General features: G+C 59.9%; 27 protein-coding genes and 1 tRNA gene. 21 read left to right on the top strand and 7 right to left on the bottom strand.

Features of this window, described 5'->3' with window-relative positions; genetic code table 11:
- The first annotated feature begins 70 nt into the window (after positions 1–70).
- The 6 genes from B9Z48_RS05410 to B9Z48_RS05385 all read left to right on the top strand — a co-directional run bounded on the left by B9Z48_RS05410 (position 71) and on the right by B9Z48_RS05385 (position 5,777).
- Positions 71–580, top strand: a complete 510-nt coding sequence (locus B9Z48_RS05410) for a phage major tail tube protein (protein ID WP_108377395.1) — start codon at positions 71–73, stop codon at positions 578–580.
- Between the two features lie 126 nt (positions 581–706).
- Complete coding sequence (locus B9Z48_RS05405; RefSeq protein ID WP_108377445.1) at positions 707–1,033, top strand: phage tail assembly protein; 327 nt, start codon at positions 707–709, stop codon at positions 1,031–1,033.
- A gap of 26 nt (positions 1,034–1,059) precedes the next feature.
- Positions 1,060–1,176 (top strand): GpE family phage tail protein, encoded by a 117-nt coding sequence (locus B9Z48_RS05400; protein ID WP_199233459.1) that lies wholly within the window; start codon positions 1,060–1,062, stop codon positions 1,174–1,176.
- 24 nt (positions 1,177–1,200) lie between these two features.
- On the top strand, positions 1,201–4,140 hold the full coding sequence (locus tag B9Z48_RS05395; RefSeq protein ID WP_108377393.1) for a phage tail tape measure protein: 2,940 nt from the start codon (positions 1,201–1,203) through the stop codon (positions 4,138–4,140).
- A gap of 9 nt (positions 4,141–4,149) precedes the next feature.
- Positions 4,150–4,623, top strand: coding sequence for a phage tail protein (locus tag B9Z48_RS05390; RefSeq protein WP_108377392.1), 474 nt, complete (start codon positions 4,150–4,152; stop codon positions 4,621–4,623).
- Positions 4,620–5,777, top strand: a complete 1,158-nt coding sequence (locus B9Z48_RS05385; protein WP_108377444.1) for a contractile injection system protein, VgrG/Pvc8 family — start codon at positions 4,620–4,622, stop codon at positions 5,775–5,777. The genes B9Z48_RS05390 and B9Z48_RS05385 overlap by 4 nt, the downstream gene beginning before the upstream one ends.
- Before the next feature lie 3 nt (positions 5,778–5,780).
- Here B9Z48_RS05385 and B9Z48_RS05380 read toward each other — a convergent pair whose 3' ends face one another.
- From B9Z48_RS05380 to B9Z48_RS05360, 4 genes are all read right to left on the bottom strand, one after another.
- On the bottom strand, positions 5,781–6,656 hold the full coding sequence (locus B9Z48_RS05380) for a hypothetical protein (protein WP_108377391.1): 876 nt from the start codon (positions 6,654–6,656) through the stop codon (positions 5,781–5,783).
- Complete coding sequence (locus B9Z48_RS05375; protein ID WP_108377390.1) at positions 6,653–7,495, bottom strand: hypothetical protein; 843 nt, start codon at positions 7,493–7,495, stop codon at positions 6,653–6,655. Before B9Z48_RS05375 ends, B9Z48_RS05380 begins: the two co-directional genes overlap by 4 nt.
- 324 nt (positions 7,496–7,819) lie before the next feature.
- Positions 7,820–8,353, bottom strand: a complete 534-nt coding sequence (locus B9Z48_RS05365) for a zinc ribbon domain-containing protein (RefSeq protein WP_146186239.1) — start codon at positions 8,351–8,353, stop codon at positions 7,820–7,822.
- A gap of 80 nt (positions 8,354–8,433) precedes the next feature.
- Positions 8,434–8,760, bottom strand: coding sequence for a DNA-binding transcriptional regulator (locus B9Z48_RS05360; RefSeq protein ID WP_108377387.1), 327 nt, complete (start codon positions 8,758–8,760; stop codon positions 8,434–8,436).
- A 94-nt stretch (positions 8,761–8,854) separates the two neighbouring features.
- On the opposite strand from B9Z48_RS05360, the gene B9Z48_RS05355 reads away from it, so the two are divergent.
- The 15 genes from B9Z48_RS05355 to B9Z48_RS05290 all read left to right on the top strand — a co-directional run bounded on the left by B9Z48_RS05355 (position 8,855) and on the right by B9Z48_RS05290 (position 18,492).
- On the top strand, positions 8,855–9,052 hold the full coding sequence (locus tag B9Z48_RS05355; RefSeq protein WP_108377386.1) for a hypothetical protein: 198 nt from the start codon (positions 8,855–8,857) through the stop codon (positions 9,050–9,052).
- An 8-nt stretch (positions 9,053–9,060) separates the two neighbouring features.
- Positions 9,061–9,360, top strand: a complete 300-nt coding sequence (locus B9Z48_RS05350; protein ID WP_108377443.1) for a DNA-binding protein — start codon at positions 9,061–9,063, stop codon at positions 9,358–9,360.
- Positions 9,361–9,377: 17 nt separating this feature from the next.
- Positions 9,378–9,719 (top strand): ogr/Delta-like zinc finger family protein, encoded by a 342-nt coding sequence (locus B9Z48_RS05345; RefSeq protein WP_108377385.1) that lies wholly within the window; start codon positions 9,378–9,380, stop codon positions 9,717–9,719.
- Between the two features lie 98 nt (positions 9,720–9,817).
- Positions 9,818–10,039, top strand: coding sequence for a hypothetical protein (locus B9Z48_RS05340; RefSeq protein WP_146186238.1), 222 nt, complete (start codon positions 9,818–9,820; stop codon positions 10,037–10,039).
- Positions 10,040–10,085: 46 nt separating this feature from the next.
- Positions 10,086–12,830: a toprim domain-containing protein gene (locus tag B9Z48_RS05335; protein WP_199233457.1), complete on the top strand. Its 2,745-nt coding sequence runs from the start codon at positions 10,086–10,088 to the stop codon at positions 12,828–12,830.
- A gap of 37 nt (positions 12,831–12,867) precedes the next feature.
- Entirely contained in the window at positions 12,868–13,104 is a 237-nt protein-coding gene (locus tag B9Z48_RS05330) for a hypothetical protein (RefSeq protein ID WP_108377383.1), read from the top strand.
- Positions 13,101–13,367, top strand: a complete 267-nt coding sequence (locus B9Z48_RS05325) for a hypothetical protein (protein ID WP_108377382.1) — start codon at positions 13,101–13,103, stop codon at positions 13,365–13,367. Before B9Z48_RS05330 ends, B9Z48_RS05325 begins: the two co-directional genes overlap by 4 nt.
- Positions 13,368–13,383: 16 nt before the next feature.
- Positions 13,384–13,932, top strand: a complete 549-nt coding sequence (locus B9Z48_RS21770; RefSeq protein WP_108377381.1) for a DUF4406 domain-containing protein — start codon at positions 13,384–13,386, stop codon at positions 13,930–13,932.
- A complete protein-coding gene (locus B9Z48_RS05315; protein WP_199233456.1) occupies positions 13,929–14,342 on the top strand; it encodes a VVA0879 family protein in 414 nt (137 codons plus the stop codon). The genes B9Z48_RS21770 and B9Z48_RS05315 overlap by 4 nt, the downstream gene beginning before the upstream one ends.
- Positions 14,339–14,470 (top strand): hypothetical protein, encoded by a 132-nt coding sequence (locus tag B9Z48_RS21990; RefSeq protein ID WP_255419472.1) that lies wholly within the window; start codon positions 14,339–14,341, stop codon positions 14,468–14,470. Before B9Z48_RS05315 ends, B9Z48_RS21990 begins: the two co-directional genes overlap by 4 nt.
- A gap of 163 nt (positions 14,471–14,633) precedes the next feature.
- The gene (locus B9Z48_RS05310) at positions 14,634–14,996 is read left to right on the top strand and encodes a hypothetical protein (RefSeq protein WP_108377380.1); all 363 of its coding nucleotides are present in this window, start codon (positions 14,634–14,636) and stop codon (positions 14,994–14,996) included.
- Positions 14,993–15,508 carry a hypothetical protein gene (locus B9Z48_RS05305; protein WP_108377379.1) on the top strand — a complete coding sequence of 172 codons (516 nt, stop codon included), beginning with the start codon at positions 14,993–14,995 and terminating at the stop codon, positions 15,506–15,508. Before B9Z48_RS05310 ends, B9Z48_RS05305 begins: the two co-directional genes overlap by 4 nt.
- A 14-nt stretch (positions 15,509–15,522) precedes the next feature.
- Positions 15,523–15,831 carry a hypothetical protein gene (locus B9Z48_RS05300; RefSeq protein WP_108377378.1) on the top strand — a complete coding sequence of 103 codons (309 nt, stop codon included), beginning with the start codon at positions 15,523–15,525 and terminating at the stop codon, positions 15,829–15,831.
- Positions 15,828–17,378 (top strand): DNA cytosine methyltransferase, encoded by a 1,551-nt coding sequence (locus B9Z48_RS05295; protein ID WP_199233455.1) that lies wholly within the window; start codon positions 15,828–15,830, stop codon positions 17,376–17,378. The genes B9Z48_RS05300 and B9Z48_RS05295 overlap by 4 nt, the downstream gene beginning before the upstream one ends.
- 154 nt (positions 17,379–17,532) lie before the next feature.
- Entirely contained in the window at positions 17,533–18,492 is a 960-nt protein-coding gene (locus B9Z48_RS05290; RefSeq protein WP_108377377.1) for a site-specific integrase, read from the top strand.
- Between the two features lie 106 nt (positions 18,493–18,598).
- On the opposite strand, the gene B9Z48_RS05285 is transcribed toward B9Z48_RS05290, so the two are convergent.
- The 3 genes from B9Z48_RS05285 to fdx all read right to left on the bottom strand — a co-directional run bounded on the left by B9Z48_RS05285 (position 18,599) and on the right by fdx (position 19,820).
- A tRNA-Val gene (locus B9Z48_RS05285) sits at positions 18,599–18,673 on the bottom strand.
- An 81-nt stretch (positions 18,674–18,754) separates the two neighbouring features.
- Positions 18,755–19,465: a DNA polymerase III subunit epsilon gene (gene dnaQ, locus B9Z48_RS05280; protein WP_089953830.1), complete on the bottom strand. Its 711-nt coding sequence runs from the start codon at positions 19,463–19,465 to the stop codon at positions 18,755–18,757.
- A 16-nt stretch (positions 19,466–19,481) separates the two neighbouring features.
- Positions 19,482–19,820, bottom strand: a complete 339-nt coding sequence (gene fdx / locus B9Z48_RS05275; RefSeq protein ID WP_108377376.1) for an ISC system 2Fe-2S type ferredoxin — start codon at positions 19,818–19,820, stop codon at positions 19,482–19,484.
- Between the last annotated feature and the right edge of the window lie 14 nt (positions 19,821–19,834).

Raw genomic sequence — 19,834 nt, 5'->3', positions numbered from 1 at the left:
CACCACACCACCCTGCCCGGCTTGCCGGGCGGGGTGACCCACTCACCCCCACCCCTCAAAGGATCACATCATGGGACTCCCCCGCAAACTCAAAAACTTCAACCTGTTCGTTGAAGGCCGTGGCTACCAGGGCGAGATTGACGAAGTCAACCTGCCAAAACTCATGCGCAAGATGGACGAGCACCGCGCAGGCGGCATGGTCGGCCCCGTCAAACTCGACTTTGGCCCCAAAGAATTGGAGATGGAATGGACCGTGTCCGGCTGGTCGCCCAACCTGTTCGACAACTGGGGCGCATCCAAGCACAACGCCGCGCTGCTGCGCTTTATGGGCGCGGTGCAAAGCGACGACGACGAAAAAGTCTCAGCCCTCGAAGTGGTGGCCCGTGGCCGACACGAAGAAATCGACACCGGCAAAGCCAAAGGCGGCGACAAGACCGAGATCAAGATCAAGACGGCGCTGACTTACTACAAGCTCACGGTGGACGGCAAGGTCATCATGGAGCTGGACTTTGTGAACATGGTCGAGATCGTGAACGGCAAAGACCTGCAAGCGGCCACACGGGCGGCCATTGGTCTTTGACCGGCTTTGACCTGTTTAAACCCGGTTTGACCCGGTTTGACCTGGTTTGATCCACCCCAAAAAACCGGCTGCAGCCATGTCGCTGCAGCCGGTTTTCCCAACCCCCTTTTTTTGAGTTTGCACACCATGGCCAAAGACACCCAAACTGCTGACCTGATCACCCCCCCCGGCACCAAACTGCACCGTCCCATCGTGCGTGGCGAGCACACCATCACCCACCTGCAGCTGCGCGAACCCAGCGCGGGCGAACTGCGAGGCCTCAGCCTGTCTGAGCTGCTGCAAATGCAAACCACCGCGCTGGTGACATTGCTGCCCCGCGTAACCGAGCCGCCCATCACCAAGCCCGAAGCCAGCGCCCTGAGCGCCGCCGACCTGATTGCCTTGGGCGGGGAGGTGCTGGGTTTTTTGGTGCCCGACCAAGTGGCAGCGATGACAGCGCAGGCGACCGACTGAGCCTGCCCACGCATGTGGAAGACGCCATGGCCGACATCGCCACCCTGTGGCACTGGCCATTGGCCGACATGTGCGCCATGACCGTGGGCGAGCTCATGGCCTGGCACCAGCGGGCCATGGACCGCAGACCGCAAGACGAATAACACACAGCAAAAAGGAAACCCCCCATGGCCGTTGACACACTCAAACTGCAGGTGGTGCTGGCCATGGTGGACAAGGCCAGCGGCGTGCTCAAAGGCCTGCAAAAAAACACCACCGACGTGGCCCAAAAGTTTCGTGATGCCAAAGCGCATTTGCGCGACCTGGAGGGCCAACAGCGCAGCATCGCCGCGCTGGAAAAGCTCAAGTCCGAAATGACCCTCACGGCCCAAAAAGCCAAGGGCCTGCAAGTCATGCTAGAGCAAGCGGGCAGCACCAGTGGCACCACCGCTGCCCAACAACGCAAACTGACCCAAGATCTGGACGCCACCAACAAAGTGTTGGCCGCGCAAAAGGCCCGAGCGCTTGACATGCGCGCCGCGCTGAGCAGCGCAGGCGTGACCAACTTGAGCACTGCCCAAGCCGACCTGACCCAAAAAATCAAAGCCGGTACCGCCGCCTTGGCCGCCCAAAAAACCCAGCTTGACCAGGTCATGGAGCGTGAGCGCAAATTGGCAGCGATGAAAGCGGCCCAACAAAAAGCTGTGGTGCAAGGTGCCATGGTGGCCGGTGCAGGCTTTGGGGCACAAGCCGCAGGCGGGGCCATCAAAGAACGCATGCAAACCCCGATCAACGACTTCATGGCGCACGAAGACGCCATGATGGGCATTGCACGCCAAGTGCAGGGCGCGCGCGACAGCGCTGGCCAGCTCACCGCCATCTACCGCACGGCCGAGGCCGAGGTGCGCAAGCTCAGCACCGAGCTGCCGCTGACCACGGTGCAGATCGCGCAGATGATGACCGCCGCCGCCCGCATGGAAGTGCCCACGAATGAACTGGCAGGCTTTACCAAGCAAGTGGCCCACATGGCCATGGCCTTTGACGCGGTGCCTGACCAAATTGCCGAGGCGATGGGCAAGGTGGCCAAAAACTTCAAGATCCCGCTGAACCAAATCAGCGGCTTGGCCGACACCATCAACTACCTGGACGACAACGCCATCAGCAAGGGCGCAGACATCATCGACTACATGAACCGCGTCTCAGGCATGGCATCTTTGGCCAAGATGAGCAGCAACGACTACGCCGCCCTGGGCAGCACGCTGCTCACGCTGGGCGAGCGCACCGAAAACGCCAGCACGGCCACCAACGCCATCATCACCAAATTTGCCATGGCCAGCAAAGGCAGCAAAAAATTCAAGGAAGCCATGGCCAGCATGGGCGTGGATGCCAACGCCGTCGAAGCCGGTATGGCCACCGACGCCATGGGCACGCTGTTGGGCGTGATGGAAAAGATCAAGGCCATGCCCGAGCAAAAGCAGTTGGGCGTGATGGCCGACCTGGTGGGACAAGAACACGCCGACACCTTGGCCAAGCTGATCAACGGCACCGAAGAACTGGCACGGCAACGCAAGCTGGCCAACTCGGACGATGCCAAGGGCAGCATGGACCGCGAAGCCGAAGCGCGCAAATCGGCTTTGAGCGCACAGCTGCAAATGGCGCAAAACAGGGTGTTCAACTTGGCTTCGGCGCTGGGCGAGACCCTCAAGCCTGCATTGGTGGGCGTCTTCAACCGCACGGCCGGTTTTATTGAAAAGTTGCAAGCGTTTGCCCAAAACAACCCCCGCTTTGTGTCGGCCGTCATGACTGGGGCCTTTGCACTGGCTGGCCTTTTGGCGACCATGGGCACGGTGCTGATCACCGTGGGGCCGCTGTGGGCAGCGTGGGCGGGCATGGGCTTGATGATGGCCAAAGCCGCCCCCCTGATCGCCGTGGCCAAAACGGCATTCATGGCCTTGGCCTCCGCATTCATGTGGGTGTGCCGCATTTTCATGGCCAACCCCATCGGCTTGGTGGTCACCGCCATTGCCGCCGCCGCCTTCCTTATCTACACATACTGGGGTCCCATCAAGGGGTTTTTTGCGGGGTTGTGGTCGGGCATCGCGCAAGGGGCATCGACTGCCTGGGTATGGATCACCGGCTCAGTCACCCGCGCTGCCAACACGATTTGGCAGCTCTTTTTAAACTGGACTTTGCCCGGCCTGATCATCAAGCACTGGGATTCGATCACCACCTTTATGACCGGCTTGGGCGCACGCTTTGCCACCATTGGCGGCCAAATCATGGACGGCTTGATGGGCGGCCTGGCCCAAAAGTGGGAGGCCACCAAGGCTTGGTTTGCCAACCTGGGCACCAGCATTGCCGACGCCGCCCGCAACGCCCTGGGCATCAAAAGCCCCAGCCGGGTGTTTGCCGAAATCGGTGGCCACGTCATGGGCGGGTTGACTGTGGGCCTGGCCAAAGGCGAGGCTGACCCACTGGCACGCACCCGCGACATGGCCGACAAGCTGACCCAAGCCGGGGCGGCACTGGCCCTGCCTGCCCCCACTTGGCCAAGCCCTACCGCGCCCCAGTTGCCCGGCTTGGGCCTGCCCCCTGCCGTGCCACCGGCGGTGCAGGTCATGGGCCAAGCCAGCACAGCGGCAAACCTGCCCGCGCCCACTTGGCCAAGCCCCGCATCTTTTGTCGCGCAAGCCGTGCCCCCCGTGCACGCTGCGCCACAAATGCCCCCCATGGCTTGGCCAGCCCTGCAGGGCGACGCCATGCGCAAGCAACTGGCCGGCCTGGCCGTGAGCCTGACACTGGGCACCGCCGGGCTGGGCATGCCCGCCATGGCGCAAGACCTGCCGACCATGGCGCAAGACCTGCCCACCGACACCCGCACGCCCCCGCTGATCAACACCGCACCATCGCCCTTGGTCACCCCGCGTGAGCCTGCCCAAGGGCAAAGCCGCGCCGGTGGTGGTGGTGGTGGTGGTGGTGCAGCCAGCTCAGGCCCCATCCAAATCACCATCAACGCGGCACCCGGCATGGACGCCCAAGCCATTGCCAAAGCCGTGGCAGCCGAACTGGACCGGCGCGAACGCGCAGGCAAAAGCCGTGTGCGCAGCGCCATGCAAGACATCGACTAAGGTACCCCCATGAGCCAACCCTATTTGATGGCCCTGGGCCAATTTGTTTTTTCGCTCAACACCCTGGCCTTTGAAGAGCTGGACCGCAACAGCACCTGGCGCCACCCCAGCAACAGCCGCGTGGGCGCATCGCCCGCGCTGCAGTTTGTGGGGCCGGGCGATGACTCAATCAACCTCAAAGGCCTGCTGGCCCCCGAATTCATGGGCGACCCAGCGAGCTTTGACACCCTGCGAAAAATGGGCAACAGCGGCAAAGCCTATGCCCTGGTCAACGGGGCCGGGCGCGTGTACGAAGGCGCCTGGGTCATCGAGAGCCTGCAGCAAACAGGCAGTGTGCTGAGCGGTGATGGCGTGCCCCGGCGCATTGAATTCACGCTGGCCCTCAAGCGCACAGACAACCTTTTGGCCGACCCCACGGGCGGGCCAACCCCCATCAACCCCGACAACGGGGATGACGAATGGGCTGGATGGTGGTGGGAATGAGCACGCCCAACACCTACCGGGCCGTGTCGCCCGACTACCGAATCAGCATCGACGGCAAAGACATCACCAAGCGCATCGATGCCCGCCTCATGAGCCTGAGCCTGACCGAAAGCCGGGGCAACGAAAGCGACGAACTGAGCCTGACACTGGACGATGCCGACGGCTTGATGGCCCTGCCGCCCAAGGGCGGCACCATCACCCTGCAGCTGGGCTGGGAGGGCGAGGGCTTGGTGGACAAAGGCAGCTTTGTCATCGACGAAGTCGAGCACCAGGGCGCGCCCGACACCATTGCCGTGCGTGCCCGGGCGGTGCCCTTTGCAGGCCCCATCAAGCAGCGCGCAGAAAAGAGCTGGCACAAGACCACACTGGGACAAATTGCCCAGACCATTGCGCAGCGCCACAAACTGGTGGCCAAGATCGATGCCGCCTTGGCAGCACGGGTCATCGAGCACATCGACCAAACCAACGAAAGCGACCTGCACTTTTTGACCCGGCTGGCCAAAAAAGCCGACGCGGTGTGCTCAGTCAAAAAAGGCCACCTGGTCATGACGCCCATAGGCGGTGCCAAGACGGCCAGCGGCCAAGCCCTGCCCACCCTGCGACTGACACGCCAGCTGGGTGACCAGCACCACTACCAAACCGCCGAGCGCGACAGCTACACCGCCGTGCGCGCCTACTGGACCGACGGCAAAAAAGCCACCCGCAAAGCTGTGGTGGTGGGCAAAGTGGACAAGGGGCTGGACAAAGTTAAGGTACTCAAAGACACCTACACGGCCGAGGCCGACGCCCGCGCTGCAGCCCAAGCCGAAATGCAGCGCATCACCCGTGGCGGGGCCAAACTGAGCCTGACCCTGGCGCTTGGCCAACCCGCACTGGCCCCACAAACACCGGTGCGCGTGAGCGGATTTAAAGCAGGCATTGACGACTCGGGCTGGCTGGTGATGCGCGTGGTGCATGACATCAACGACCAGGGATTTACCACCAAGATTGAGTGTGAGCTGAACGCCTTGGCAGGGGACCTGAGCGAGACGCCCGAGGAGTTTGGGACAGCGCCGGTGGAAGACGCCGACAACAACGAGGAAAAAAAAAACCCGCACGGGCTGGGCCGGTGCGGGCTGGAGGGCATGGCTGGTGGGGCCATGCAGGGAGGTTAAATTTCAAGCACTCAAGCTGTACCAATCAGAAACTTGGTCTGCAAGATCCTCAGCTCGACGCGACTCAGCAATCAAAAACAGCTTTGACTCCTTCAACTTGTAAGACTCGTTTTCCCACCATTTATTCCAAGTGCTCACCGTTTCCATAGGGAAATCATCAGTCGTTGGAAGAAGCACAGCCAACCCGAGCTGATCGCGCTTTTTTATAGCGCCATACGTTGTCAAATCGCTTGTTGCACGATAGATGTTGTTCTGTGCCTTATCGAGTGTTGAATAAGATGCAGAGACAACGCTCGCGGCAACATCGGTGTCATCGAAGCCAATATCGAACGTATGGACAGCATCACCATCTCGGATCTGAAGTCCATCTTCTGGCTGACTGATGGTCTCAAAACGAGCGCTCAATTTCAGCTTCAAATAGTTGCCAACTGCGAGCCGCAACTCCTGTTGTGGCAGTCCTGTGTGGCGAGGTTTCCTGTCGCCTGCAACCACCGTAACGATGCGTGCAAACGTCCTGGAAAGGACGGAGTCCCTGCTTGATCCACTGACGTAATGACCAGGGCTCAAAACAAGTTGAGGGCTTGCACTGGCAAAGCCAGATGGCGATTTGCCTAGCCGATCGTTCAACTCAGCCACTAATTCAGTTCTCAAAAAAGACCAGACATCTTTAGAAAATCTGTTTTGGTAAAAACATTTCAACCGTGGTGCTTCCTCAGCAACCCGATGAGCCACCAGCTTGCTTTTTGACGATAGGGCGGCCCCAATCACAAATGTCTGAGGTACCGACAAGTCAGGCTGAAAGTGAATGGCGTGCCACTGCCCTTCAAACCCGATCTGGGTTGTTGTGTCTTGCGCTTTAAAGTGGTCAAGTGAAATCACACTACCCCCAATCTCGTTTCCATCCAATGCTCTGCTGTTCTCTCGGCGGCGAAACTCAGGATACGCTCCTCAAATGTTGCCGACCCATCTTTGAAAACCTTAGCAATTAATTTCGATATTTGATCTTTGCACGCAGCCAATGCAGATTCGTGCTGTTGTGCGTGGTGTACCATTTTGTTCTTAATGTCGTTGTAAGCGCCCAAGCTTAACGCCCCACCGTCATAAGCCCTTTTGATCACCCGCAAGCTATCGCTGTCACGGGTTGATGCCATGATATTTCCACCAATCCAGTCCTGATGATCAAAGATTTGTTCATGGTCGATTGGAATGCAACTGTCACGACCTGAATAGAGGACATTCCCTGTATTGCGATCGGCGTTCAAAAACACTTCATCGAATGCTGCAATCTGTGCCCCATGTAATGTACGCAAAAGGCCAATCCATTCGGCGTCAGCTCGTGTCCCGGCGAAATAAGCCCGGATACTTTTAAAGTCCAGCTTCTGCGACGCCCAGGCGATCACACAATCTTGTGTAACAAGGCTTTCATCAAACGCCTTCTTGCCAACCACATCACGTGCTTTTTTTGCAGACAGCGCCAGGATGGCAGCATGCCTTGGTGCAACAAACCCGGCTGCTCGCAAAAAAAGCCATGCGATGGCCTCATTGGATGCTGCCAAACAATTGGGGTCTAAAAACTTCACAACACTCAAAACGGGTGCCGCCTGCACGGGATAGCGGACTTCAGCAATGTGCGTGGTCGAATTGGCACCCATGCTGTCCAGTTTTTGGATGTACGCAACATAGGCATGTTCTCCGAGGAGTGGGAACTCTGTGGTCATTGACTGCTTTCGTCTTGAAAAATTTTCACACCCAGGCTCACGGCTTGGCACGTCGCCTGGTAGAAGTCTTGTGTTGGCCAGCCGAAGATTTGCTGCGCCCACCCTTGGCGGTGGTGCCACCCGCACCACTCGCACTGCATGACCTGGTCGAGCGGCTGGCAGAGCCATCGTTGCACATGAATGTCTCACCGTCGCAATGCGACACACCGCCTTTTGATCCAGAGCATGGCTGTCGCCCTTTGGCCATGGCGGCACCGCAGGCCAAAAGCAAGGCTACGGCCAAAATAGAGGCTTTTGTTTTTCTCATGATTAACCCGTTTTCATTCAATCAGCCAAGCTGCCCTCTTTAACCCGCGCCCCCAGCACAGCCCACTTGTCCCCTGTTTGCTGCACATCACACTCGTAAATGATCTTGGTGTAGGCCCCAAAGCCGTTTTGAAATTGCGCCTTGTCACCGATCAAGGTGGCAATCCGCTTGTCCTGGTTGCGCCACCTGTAGCGGCTAAATTTGGAGTCAAGCAGTGTGTCGGTCCACTTGACATCATGTTTGGCCAGCTTTTCAACCGCCTGCTTGCACTGCGCGGTGTTGTGGATCAGGGCTTTTTCGCCAAAGCACTGCAGGTCTTTGGCGCAGGCCGCGTCGTCCAGCTTGGGAGGCTGGTCCACTTTGGCGGCTTTGTCGTCGCCGCCCATGCACTGGCTCAGGCCCACCACGGCAGCGATGACCATGGCAAGCCCGACGAGCCCGTCTTTGACCGTGGCTTTTTGCTCCCCAGGCTTGGACTCGCCACAGTGCGGACACGTTGGGGCAGTTTTGGAAACTTCTTTTTTGCAAACTCTGCAAGCAACGATAGACATATTCACTCCCTTTTCAGTTTTGTTTTATTGACTGCGCTCGCATCTTTGGCGGGTCACAGCCTCCCTGTGCGGCCTTCTACTCAGGCCGCTTTTTGTTTCTGGACCGAAACCGCTTCTAGTACCGCCCTGGCAGCTGCTTTCCCTTGTTCGGTCGAGTTGTTGTAGTTGTCCAGCAGCGAGGCCTCTTCGGCACTCAGTGTGGGTCTGGGCATGTGTTGGCCCGTGAGGATGTACAGCACGTCAGCCCCATGGTCACCAAAGCGGCTAACCGCTTCGGCGCTGCAGGCGGACACGCCCCTTTCCCAGTTGTTGACGGTATTGAGTGATGCCCCCAAGAGCTCAGACAGCTGCCGCTGACTAAACCCAAGGCGTTCACGTTCCGCCCGAAAGCGGTCAGAAATACACATATTTTTTGGTCAACGAGTTGTTGGCACACAATTTCTTGTGCATAATTGCATCATTCCGTTTTACTTTGATTCGTTTCAATTCATTTTACCTTCCATGCCAAAAATCAATACACCACCCAAGCACCCCATCCAGCTGCGCTTGCCTGTGAGCGTGTTTGACTCGCTGCAGGCCCGCGCCACTGCTGAAAACCGCAGCCTGAACGCCATGGCCAACATGCTGTTGGCTCAAGTGCTGGTGCAGTCTGGTACAGGCACTGCACAACCGCACACAACTTTTTGTGCATCGCGTTGAGCAGCGCCATGAGCAACGCCAACCACAACCACAGCGGCCGCATCGAGCAGTCTTTGCGCGCTGCACTCACCGGCCCCGGCCGTCAGCAAGTCACCGACGCCGTCGGCTGGGACAAGTCGCAAGTGAGCCGTTTTTTGGGCGGTGAAGGTGGCATCACGATCGACAAGATCGACGCCTTGGTCGGCTCAGTCGGGTTTGTGCTGGTGTCCACCCGCTACCTGGACGCCGTGGCCGTGATGGGCGAGGTGGGCATGCACTGCGAGTGCGCCCGCCAAGGCCGGGGTGAGTGCGGGTCTGCAAAACGCTGAGCACTGGTAGGCCCCTCATGAAGATCCAATGCCCACACTGCGAATGCTGGTCCCGCGTGACCAGCTCACACAAAGCCACCGACACGGCCCGCACCGGTTACGCCCAGTGCACCAATCTCGCTTGCGGGCACACATTCACCATCACCGTCACGGTGGGCTTTACCTTGTCGCCCAGCGCCCAGCCCAACCCCCGTGTTTTATTGCCCCTGAGCCCCACCATCACACGCCAGCGCCTGACCGACCAGATGCGCATGGCCCCCCATGCCGACGTGGCGGGCCTGGATGTGGCCAGCTGTGGCCTGAGTGGCCGCCCCTGGTATCCCGATTTGTTTGACGACCCCCCTCCCCAGTCCGGCTGATTAGCCCGGCTGTAAGTCTTTCCCACCCCCCCGATCAAGTGGCCTTTCATCAGGCCAGGGGGTTTTTTTTGCCCAAATTTTTTGCACTGGTGTTTTTTATGTCCCTGTCCAACGTGTACCGCCTGCCCACACCGCCCGTGTGGCGCGTCAAGCACACCGACCCCACGGGCACGCGCCGTGTGCTGCTGGTGCCAGCCCGCAGCAACGCGCAGGCCTTGGACCATGTCGAGGCCATGCTGGGCCCCAGCGTGGGCGGCAGCTGCATCAACACCACCACCCACACCTGCACCCACACCATGACGGGTGGTGCCCGTGTTTGAAGATTTCGTCCCCGAGATATCCCGCCGGCTGCAGCATGACTACGGCATGAAGCCGGTGGCCAAGTTTTTGCGCAAGGGCAAGTGCCCGCATTGCGACAACAAAAGCCTGTGGACTTGGGCAGAAAAGCCCTTTGTGGTGCAGTGCGAGAGGCTCAATAACTGTGGCTACAGCGCCCACACCAAAGACCTGTTCAGCGATTTGTTCGAGTCCTGGACCGACCGCTTCCAGGTGCCCGAGCAAGCCAAGCCCATCGAGCAGCAAAACCCCCACGCCGCTGCTGAGGCCTATTTGCAAATGATGCGCGGCTTTGAGTTGGCCAAGGTCAAGGGCCTGTTCACGCAAGAGCATTACTTTGACCAAAGCGCCGACCACGGCCGGGGCGCAGCCACCGCCACCGTGCGTTTTGTGGTGGGCAGCACGTTTTGGGAACGCTTGATTGACAAGCCCGCCCGGTTTGGCAAGAAAAAGGCCAACTTCAAATTGGGCGGCACCTACGCTGGCCAGTGGTGGTGCATGCCCGACCTGAGCTTTGCAGACGCTGGCCCCAATGCAGAGGCGGTGCCCGCGCCTGCAGACCTGTGGCTGGTCGAGGGCATTTTTGACGCCATCGCCCTGGCGCACCACGGCATTTCGGCTGTGGCCCTCATGTCGTGCAACAACTACCCCGGCATTGCCCTGGACGCCCTGCAAGCCCAGCTGCAGCGCCAAGGCGGCACCGTCAAGGCCCCGCGCCTGGTGCTGGCCCTGGACGCCGACAAGGCAGGCCAAGACTTCACGCGCAAGCACGCCAAAAAGATGCGCGATGCAGGCTGGGTGGTGACCGCCGCACAGCCGCCCAGTGGCAAGAAAAAGAGCGACTGGAACGACTTGCACCTTGCTGGCAAGCTGGGCGAGGACGACATCAAGGAATACCTGTACCACGGTGCCCTGCTACTGGCCGCCACCGCCCAAGACAAAGCGCTGCTGATTTACAACCACTCAGGCCGTGCCGAATTTGAGCTGACCCACAGCAACCGCCTGTACTGGTTCAAACTGGATGTGGACCGGTACCGCAAGCGCCGCGAAGAGTTGGAGCGCGACGTGGAAGACGGCCACCGTGAGCCCATGGCCGACGATGATTTGCGCGACCTGGCCCTGAGCGAGTCGGGCACGCTGCAGCCCATTGCCAATTGCTTGCCGCAAGCGCTTTATTACCAGCGCAACGAAATCACAAAAGAGGCCTGGTACTACTTCAGCGTGGCGTTTCCGCACGATGGCGGCACGATCAAAGGCAGCTTCACCAGCGGCCACCTCACATCGGCCAGCGAGTTCAAAAAGCAACTTTTGCACATGGCACCCGGTGCCATGTACAGCGGCAACAGCGTGCAGCTCGAGCGAATGATGCTGCGCCAACTGGACAACATCAAGGTGGTGCAGACCGTCGATTACATCGGCTACAGCATGCTGCACAAGGTGTACATATTGGGCACCGTGGCCGTGCGTGACGGCACGGTGCAGGCCTGCAATGCTGAGGATTACTTTGACTTTCAAAAGCTCAGCATCAAGTCCCTGCAAGGCAGCATTGGCCTGACCATCAACACCGAGCCCAGCCCACGCGCCAAGGCTTGGGGCCAGACGCTGTGGTCAGCCTTTGGCCCTAAGGGCTACGTGGCCCTGGCGTTTTGGTTTGGCAGTTTGTTTGCTGAGCAAGTGCGCGCTGAGCACCAGTCGTTCCCCTTCCTCGAAATCGTGGGCGAGCCCGGGTCCGGAAAGACCACGCTGATCAGCTTCATGTGGAAACTGTTTGGCCGCGACTACGAAGGCTTTGACCCGAGCAAGTCCACTAATGCCGGACGCATGCGCACCTTCACTCAGGTCAGCAACCTGCCCATCGTGCTGATCGAGTCCGACCGCGAAACCAAGACGGGCAACACCGCGCACATCAAGTCGTTTGATTGGGACGAACTGAAAGACGCCTACAACGGCAACTCGATCAGAACGACCGGTGTGAAGACCGGCGGTAACGAGACCTACGACCCGCCTTTCAGAGCCAGCATCGTCATCAGCCAGAACAACGCCGTGGCCGCCAGTCAGCCGATCATGGAGCGTATCTGCCACATGACGTTTGACACCAAGGGCTTCACCCCTGAGTCATACGAAGCGGCCAAGGCGCTTGAGAAAACCGACATTGCCGACGTGTCGAATTTCATTCTGCAGGCCCTCAAGTTAGAGGCCGAAGTGATGGAGACCATCACCACGCAGACCGATGCACAAATGACCCACCTGCTCACGCTGGACGGTGTGCACAAGCCCCGAATTGCAAAAAACCACGGCCAATTGATGGCCATGTGTTTGGCCCTGCGCAAGTTGGTGCGCGTGTCCGATGCCCAGTTTGACCAGGTCAAACAACAGGTCGAGGCCATGGCCCGCGAACGCCAGTTGGCCATCAATTCCGATCACCCATTGGTGGCCGAGTTTTGGGAGTCTGTGGAATACCTGGACGCGCTGGGCAAAACCACCATTCGCGGCGATATGGACTACATGCCCCTGCTGAACCACAGCCGCGACCCCGATCTGGTGGCGATCAACTTGAATGAATTTATCGAGTTGGCCGCACAGCACCGCCAACAAATCCCGCTGCTGAGCGACTTGAAAAAGGTGCTCAAGACCAGCAAGCGCTACGCCTGGACGGCGATCAAAGACGTGAGCAGCGCCATCCATGTGCGCAAGTCCAACACCGCCATGCCCGACACCCCCAAGACCGTGCATTGCTGGGTGTTCAAGAAACCCGGCCGCAAGTCTGGACGCTGATTTTTTCCCCGCTGTCACACACCCAAAGGAGACCCTCGTGAGCAACATCAACCGACCCTGCCCCTACAAGCAAGCCCAGCAGCTGCTCAAGGTGTTGAACAACAACATCTACCGGCCCAACTACGCAGCAGGCGTGGAACTGGACGGCCCATACCGCCCCACCCGTGCACACCACATCCAGCGCGTGCGCCAGGCCTTGGCCAACACCTTGGTCAGCCTGCAGGCCAAGGTGTTGGCAGCTGTGCAAAAGCGCACCAAGGGCACCCGCCCATGAGCTTGGCCACACGCCCCATGCGCACCATCCAGCCCCGGCTGGTGGTCATGCCCGACAAGGTGTTGGTCACCGACACCCTGATCGGCCCCATCAGCACCGACGAAGTGCAAGTCCTGCGCCATGTCGCCCGCCTTGCCGCCATGGTCACCGACTTCGACGAACTGGCCTACGCCGTGCGCCGCGCCCAGCACATCAAGCGCGCCGACGCCATCTTGGCCAAGACCGAGCAATCTTTTTTCAACCCCGCAACCCCTGTCACTTAACCCAAAGGAGCCCACCATGAACCAAGCCACCCACCCCATCCAGCTGACTCCAGTTGAGCAAGTCAAAGTGCTGCAGTACATCTCAGCCCTGGCCGACAAAGCCACTGCCACTGCCACCCACGCGCCCCAGCAGGCCGACACCACCCACACGGTGCAAACCCCGGGCGATAAACCCGCCCGCAAAACCACCACCACGGTCTACCTGAGCGGCCCCATGTCCGGCCTGCCCGACCTCAACTTCCCCACCTTCAACGCCGCCGCCCACGCCCTTCGCCAAATCGGCTACAGCGTGATCAACCCCGCTGAATTCAAAACCACGACCGACGGCATGACCGAAGCCGAAGCATGGCGCGCCTACATGCAGGTGGACATCAAAGCCCTGGTTGACTGCGACGCCATCGTCATGCTGCCCGGCTGGGCCGAAAGCCGCGGCGCCTGCCTGGAACGCAGCATCGCCCAAGGCCTGCAAATGCCCGTGATGACCCTGACCGACGCCATCATCGACGCGCCTGAGCTTGTCGAAGCGGCTTACAAGGCTGTGCAAGGAATGGCGGTGTCAGCATGAAAACGATGACCATCAAAGAATTCCACGCCGCGCTGCAAGCACAGGGCGTCAAGGCCCGCGAAGACCTCGCCGTGGTGTGCCCACGCTGCAAAACCGTGCAGTCGGCCCGCGACCTGATCGCAGCAGGTGCGGGTGCTGATTTCGTGGCCGTCGATGGGTACGTCGGCTTTTCATGTGTCGGCCGCTGGACCGGTGCCGGATCGCCGCGCAAAACCCCAGACGGCAAGCCCTGCAACTGGACACTGGGCGGCCTGTTCAGTCTGCACACCCTCGAAGTCGTGACAGAGGATGGAAAGCACCATCCCCGCTTTGAACTGGCCACACCCGAGCAAGCGCAAGCGCACGAAAAAGCCAACGCCCCAACTGTGCAGCGCCTGCCTGCAGACGATACAGAAGGCGGTGCAGCATGAGCCCCGCTCAAATCCACTTGGCCAAGACCCTGTGCGCCATGCGCTGGATCGCACTGCTGACCGGCCGCCACGATGTGGCCAAGGCCATTGAATACGACCAGGCACAAACGAAAGGCGGTGCAGCATGACCACCTGGGGAAAGATCAGTGTCGGCTGGGTCCCCATTTACGGACCCAGCCCTTACTACCGCGCAGGCACGTACCTGGTCGTTTTTTTGTCATCCGAGGGTTGTTTCATCCCCTCGAAAACCGCCGTAGTCAATGACTTCGGTGACCTGGTGGAGGTGCGACCATGAACCCGTTTGAGCAAATGTCAAAAGCGCTGGCACGCAAACGGCGCGTGCAAACCACCTGGCAACCGGGCGCAGAGCCCAAGTCCAAAAGCCGCACAGGCAGCATCCGCGACCTGCTCAAAAGCACGGCCCGCCCCATGAGCGCCGCTGAAATCGCGTTTGACGTAGACCTGCCCAGCCACACACAAAACCTTGTTTGGCTGCTGCTCAAGCACGACATCAAGATGGGCCGGGTGCTGCTGCAGAGCGGCATGTACGCCTGGAACTTTGAGCACCAGTCAGCCGAGGCCACCGCGATCCGGGCGGCCATCAAGCTGCTCAAAAAGCATGGCTATGCGGTGACGAAAGGCGGTGCCCCATGAACGGCCAACGCAAACCCCGTCGCCCCCGCTGGGTCAAGTCGACCAACACGCTCGACATCGCCCTGTTCCGCGCCACCAAGCTGCTGCCCGACGAAATCGCAGCCCGCATGGACCCGCTGCGCGACGCCCACCGCGCCCTGCGCGAAGGCCGCGCCACCGAGCTGCAATGGACAGTCATCGCCAGTGCCGTGGCCATCTCGCTGAGCATCGAGAAAAAAGGCATCGTGCGCGGCCTGATCGAGCACCTGACCAAAGCCGATTTGGCCCTGGCCCGCATCGAGCAACGCGCCCGCAAAACCAAAACATGGAAGCCCACCAGCCTCTATTTCGACGAATTGGACAGCGTCACCACACTGCTCGAACTCTTCGAATACCAACTGCAAAACCTGAGTGCCAAGGAATACGACCAGGCGTGGCACCACGCCAAATCCGAAACCGCGCGTACCGGGGGCAGGTTGATCAAAGCCCCAGCCAAGCCCACCCCATCCACCCCAGCGCAGGCCTGCGCCTAAGACCAGGAGCCACCATGAAAGCCACCGGAATGCTCTTTTTGAGCCGCACCCCACCCACCCTGACCAAAGACAGCAAAGGCGAGTGGACCGTCACCCTGCTGTGCGTCGATCGCATCGCCACACAGCAAGTCGAATCTTGGCGCATCTTCTGGAAAGGCCAACAAGCCGCCAACTGGTTTGACGACAACAAAACCCACCTGACACCCGGCACCCCCTTGGTCTTCATGACCGAAAACCTGCGCACCCACACCATGGGCAAATTTTCCGAAATCACCGCCAAAGCCACCGCCGTGGCCTTGGTTAATCAGTCGGAGGCGGCATGAAACCCCCTCAATTCCTTTTGCCCCTGGCCCACGAGCTGGTTGTTGACCTTTTCGCAGGCGGTGGCGGCGCGTCCACCGGCATCGAGGCCGCCATCGGCCGGCACGTTGACATTGCCGTCAACCACGACCCCGAAGCGATCAGCCTGCACACTGCCAATCACCCTCAGACCCGTCACTTCATCAGCGACGTGTTTGAGGTGGACCCCATCGCTGTGACAAATGGCCAGCCGGTGGGCGCACTGTGGGCATCGCCCGATTGCAAGCACTTTTCAAAGGCCAAAGGCGGCACGCCCGTGTCCAAGAAAATCCGAGGCTTGGCCTGGGTGGTGGTCAAGTGGGCCAAAGCCGTCAAGCCCCGAGTGATCTTCCTCGAGAACGTCGAGGAATTTCAGACTTGGGGGCCGCTGGGTGAAGACAACCGGCCATGCCCCGAGCGCAAAGGCGAGACCTTCAAGCAGTGGGTGGGGCAGCTGGAGGCCCTGGGCTACAAGGTGGAGTGGCGTGAGCTGCGCGCCTGCGACTACGGTGCCCCCACGATCCGCAAGCGCTTGTTTCTGGTGGCCCGCCGGGATGGCCTGCCAATCGTGTGGCCTGAGCCCACACACACCAAGCCTGACGCCAAAGGCAAGGCCCCAAAAGGCCTCAAGCCCTGGCGCACGGCCGCTGAGTGCATCGATTGGTCGATCCCCTGCCCGAGCATCTTTGAGCGCAAAAAGCCGCTGGCAGATGCGACATGCAGGCGGATTGCCAAAGGCTTGGTGCGGTACGTCATCGAGGCGGGCAAGCCGTTCATTGTGACCAACACCACTGGCCACCCCGGCGCGGCCGTCACTGAACCGGTGCGCACCATCACCACTGGCGGGCATCACGCCCTGGTCACGGCCTTCCTTGCCAAACACTACACCGGCGTAGTGGGCTCAGACCTAGCCGACCCCATCGGCACCGTCACCAGCGTGGACCATCACAGCTTGGTCACCGCGTCACTGATCCACATGGGGCACGGCGAGGGCAAAGAAGGCGGCAAGCGCTTTTCACACGGCGTGCGAGACATCGCCCAGCCATTGAACACCGTCACCGCATCGGGCGCGGCTGCAGGCCTGGTCACAAGCCACCTGGTCAAGCTGCGCGGCGACAACGTGGGCGGGCCAGTCACCGAGCCCCTGCACACGATCAGCGCCCAAGGCACCCACCACGGCGAAGTCCGGGCCTTTTTGGTCAAGTACTACAGCGAAGGCGGGCAAGACCAAAGCCTGACCGACCCGGCGCACACGATCCCGACAAAAGACCGCCTGGGCCTTGTCACCGTGACCATCGCGGGCGAGGAATGGGTGATCGTGGACATCGGCCTGCGCATGCTCACCCCAAAGGAGCTCTACGCAGCCCAAGGCTTTCCGGCCAGCTACCAGTTTGAGACCGGTGCAGACGGCGAGCCCATGACCAAAACCGCACAGGTCCGCATGTGCGGCAACAGCGTGAGCCCACCCCCAGCCGAGGCGCTGGTGCGGGCCAATTACAGCGAAATCGCTGAAGGAAGGATTGCGGCATGAGCCTGAACCGCCAACAACTCTGTGCCGCCCTTGCGATCAGCGAAAGCACCGTCAGGCGCCTGGAATTGGCGGGCCTGCCCTACACGCCCGTGGGGCTGCGCGCCAAACGCTACGATCTCGCCGAATGTAAACAGTGGCTAAAGGAAAACCAAGCATGTCAACCTGGGAAGACAAAAAAGGCCGTAGGCACGTCGGCGTCATGGTCGATGGCCAGCGCGTCCACCGCATCCTTAAGGCGGGTGCAACTGCGAGTGATGCCAAGCGCGTAGAAAGCGAGATCCGGGGGGCTTTGGCCAAGGCCCCCGGCCAAATCCCCCAAGTGGGGGATTTCCCCATGGTGGGTGCCCTGCAGCTCTACATCGCCCACGCTGCAGGCCTGCGCAGCGCATCCACCAGCGAACACCACGCCCTTCGCCTGGTGCCCTGGGCCGAAAAGTACACCGCATCCCAAGCCCGCGAATTCACCGCCCACGCGGTCAAAGACCTCACCACCCAGTACGCCCCCGCCACCGTCAACCGCTCACTGGCCACCCTCAAAAAAGGCCTCACCATCGCCTGGGAGCGAAGCCTGACCCCCGAAAACTTTGGCCTGCGCATCAAGTTCGTGCCCGTCAACAACAAGCGTGAAGTGTTTCTCAGCATCGAGCAAGTGGGCCAAATTGCCCAGCACTGCACCAAGCAAGTGCAAGCCGTGATCTGGGCTGCATTGCTCACAGGTGCCCGCCGTGGCGAGCTGGTGAAGATCCGGGCCGAAGACATTGGCCAGGACGTGATCAGCCTGCCCGGCAGCCACACCAAGACCCTCAAGCCCCGCATCATCCCCATCATCCCGGCGCTCAGGCCGTGGCTGGTGTACTTTCCCACCACAGTGGGCGTCGAGGGCATCAAGACCGCATGGCAGCGCGCCCGCATCAAGGCAGGCATGCCCCACGTCAACTTCCACGACCTGCGCCACAGCTGCGCATCGATCATGCTGGGCTTGGGTGTGGACCTGTACACGATCAGCAAGATCCTTGGACACAGCACCGTCCAAACCACCCAGCGCTACAGCCACCTGCAGGTGGACGCACAGCGACAAGCCCTCGAAAAACTGGGCAATCTCATGACCGGCTGACCCCCTGTGTAAAAGCGTTTTACACAGGAAATTACACACACCCCACGACAGACGAAAAAAAAGCACCTTGCGTTACCGCTAGGTGCTTGTTTTCATTGGGAATTTTTGGTGGGCAGTACAAGTTTCGAACTTGTGACCCCTGCAGTGTGAATGCAGTGCTCTACCCCTGAGCTAACCGCCCTACGCCTCTCAGCGAAGAATTCGATTATGGCATAAAAAAATTCGATTACAGAAAACAGGCTTCAAAATTTCAGCAATTTTTTTAAACCGCCGCAAGTTGACGCCATACGGTTTTTCCTCCGCTCGATTTATCAAGCTGGACCAAGACCTCATCGTGCGCGGCCAACTCCTGAACATTGGCGGGCAACACGGGCAAGACATAGGTGCTCAAATCGACCTGCACCACCACAGTCTGCGTATCAGTGGGCGTGTCACCTGCATCGATCAACAATGCCTCTTGCCCCCGAGTCATGTTGATGTAGACATCGGCCAGCAGCTCGGCGTCAAGCAAAGCGCCGTGCAGGGTGCGCCCGGAATTATCGACTTCGAGGCGATCACACAGCGAGTCGAGGCTGTTGCGTTTGCCGGGGAACATTTCCTTGGCCATGGCCAAGGTGTCGATCACGCCGCTGACATAGGCCTTCAAAGGCTTTTTGCCAACGCGTTCGAGTTCCTTGTTCAGAAAGCCAATGTCAAATGCGGCGTTGTGGATGATCAATTCCGCATCGGCCAAGTAATTCAGGATGTCATCGGCCAACTGAGCGAACTTGGGTTTGTCGCGCAAAAATTCATTGCTGATGCCGTGCACCCTGAGGGCGTCTTCGTGGCTGTCCCGCTCGGGGTTGAAATAGAAATGCAGGTTGTTGCCTGTGAGCTTGCGGGCGTAAAGCTCCACACAACCGAGCTCGATGATGCGGTCGCCGCCCTCAGCTGAGAGGCCGGTGGTTTCGGTGTCCAGAACGATTTGGCGCATGGCTTGCAGCTCCGGCTCAGTGCAGTTCTTTGGCGTGGTTGATGGTGTAGCGCGGGATCTCGATGACCAGATCGCTCTTGGCCACAAAGGCCTGGCAGCTCAGGCGCGAATTGGGCTCCAGCCCCCAAGCACGGTCAAGCAGGTCTTCTTCGGTTTCTTCCATCTCATTGAGGCTGTTGAAGCCTTCGCGCACCACCACATGGCAGGTGGTGCAAGCCGCGCTCATGTCGCAGGCGTGCTCGATGTTGATGTGGTTGTCGAGCAGCGCTTCGCAGATGCTGGTGCCCGAAGGCGCGGTGATCTCGGCACCTTGGGGGCAATACTCGGCGTGGGGCAGGATTTTGATGACGGGCATAAGAGTCTTCTGAA

This window comes from Limnohabitans sp. WS1 (assembly GCF_003063265.1).
In the GTDB taxonomy this organism is placed as follows: Bacteria; Pseudomonadota; Gammaproteobacteria; order Burkholderiales; family Burkholderiaceae_C; genus Limnohabitans_A.
Note: the sequence above shows the minus strand (reverse complement) of the source record. Positions and strands in the feature narration are given on the sequence as shown.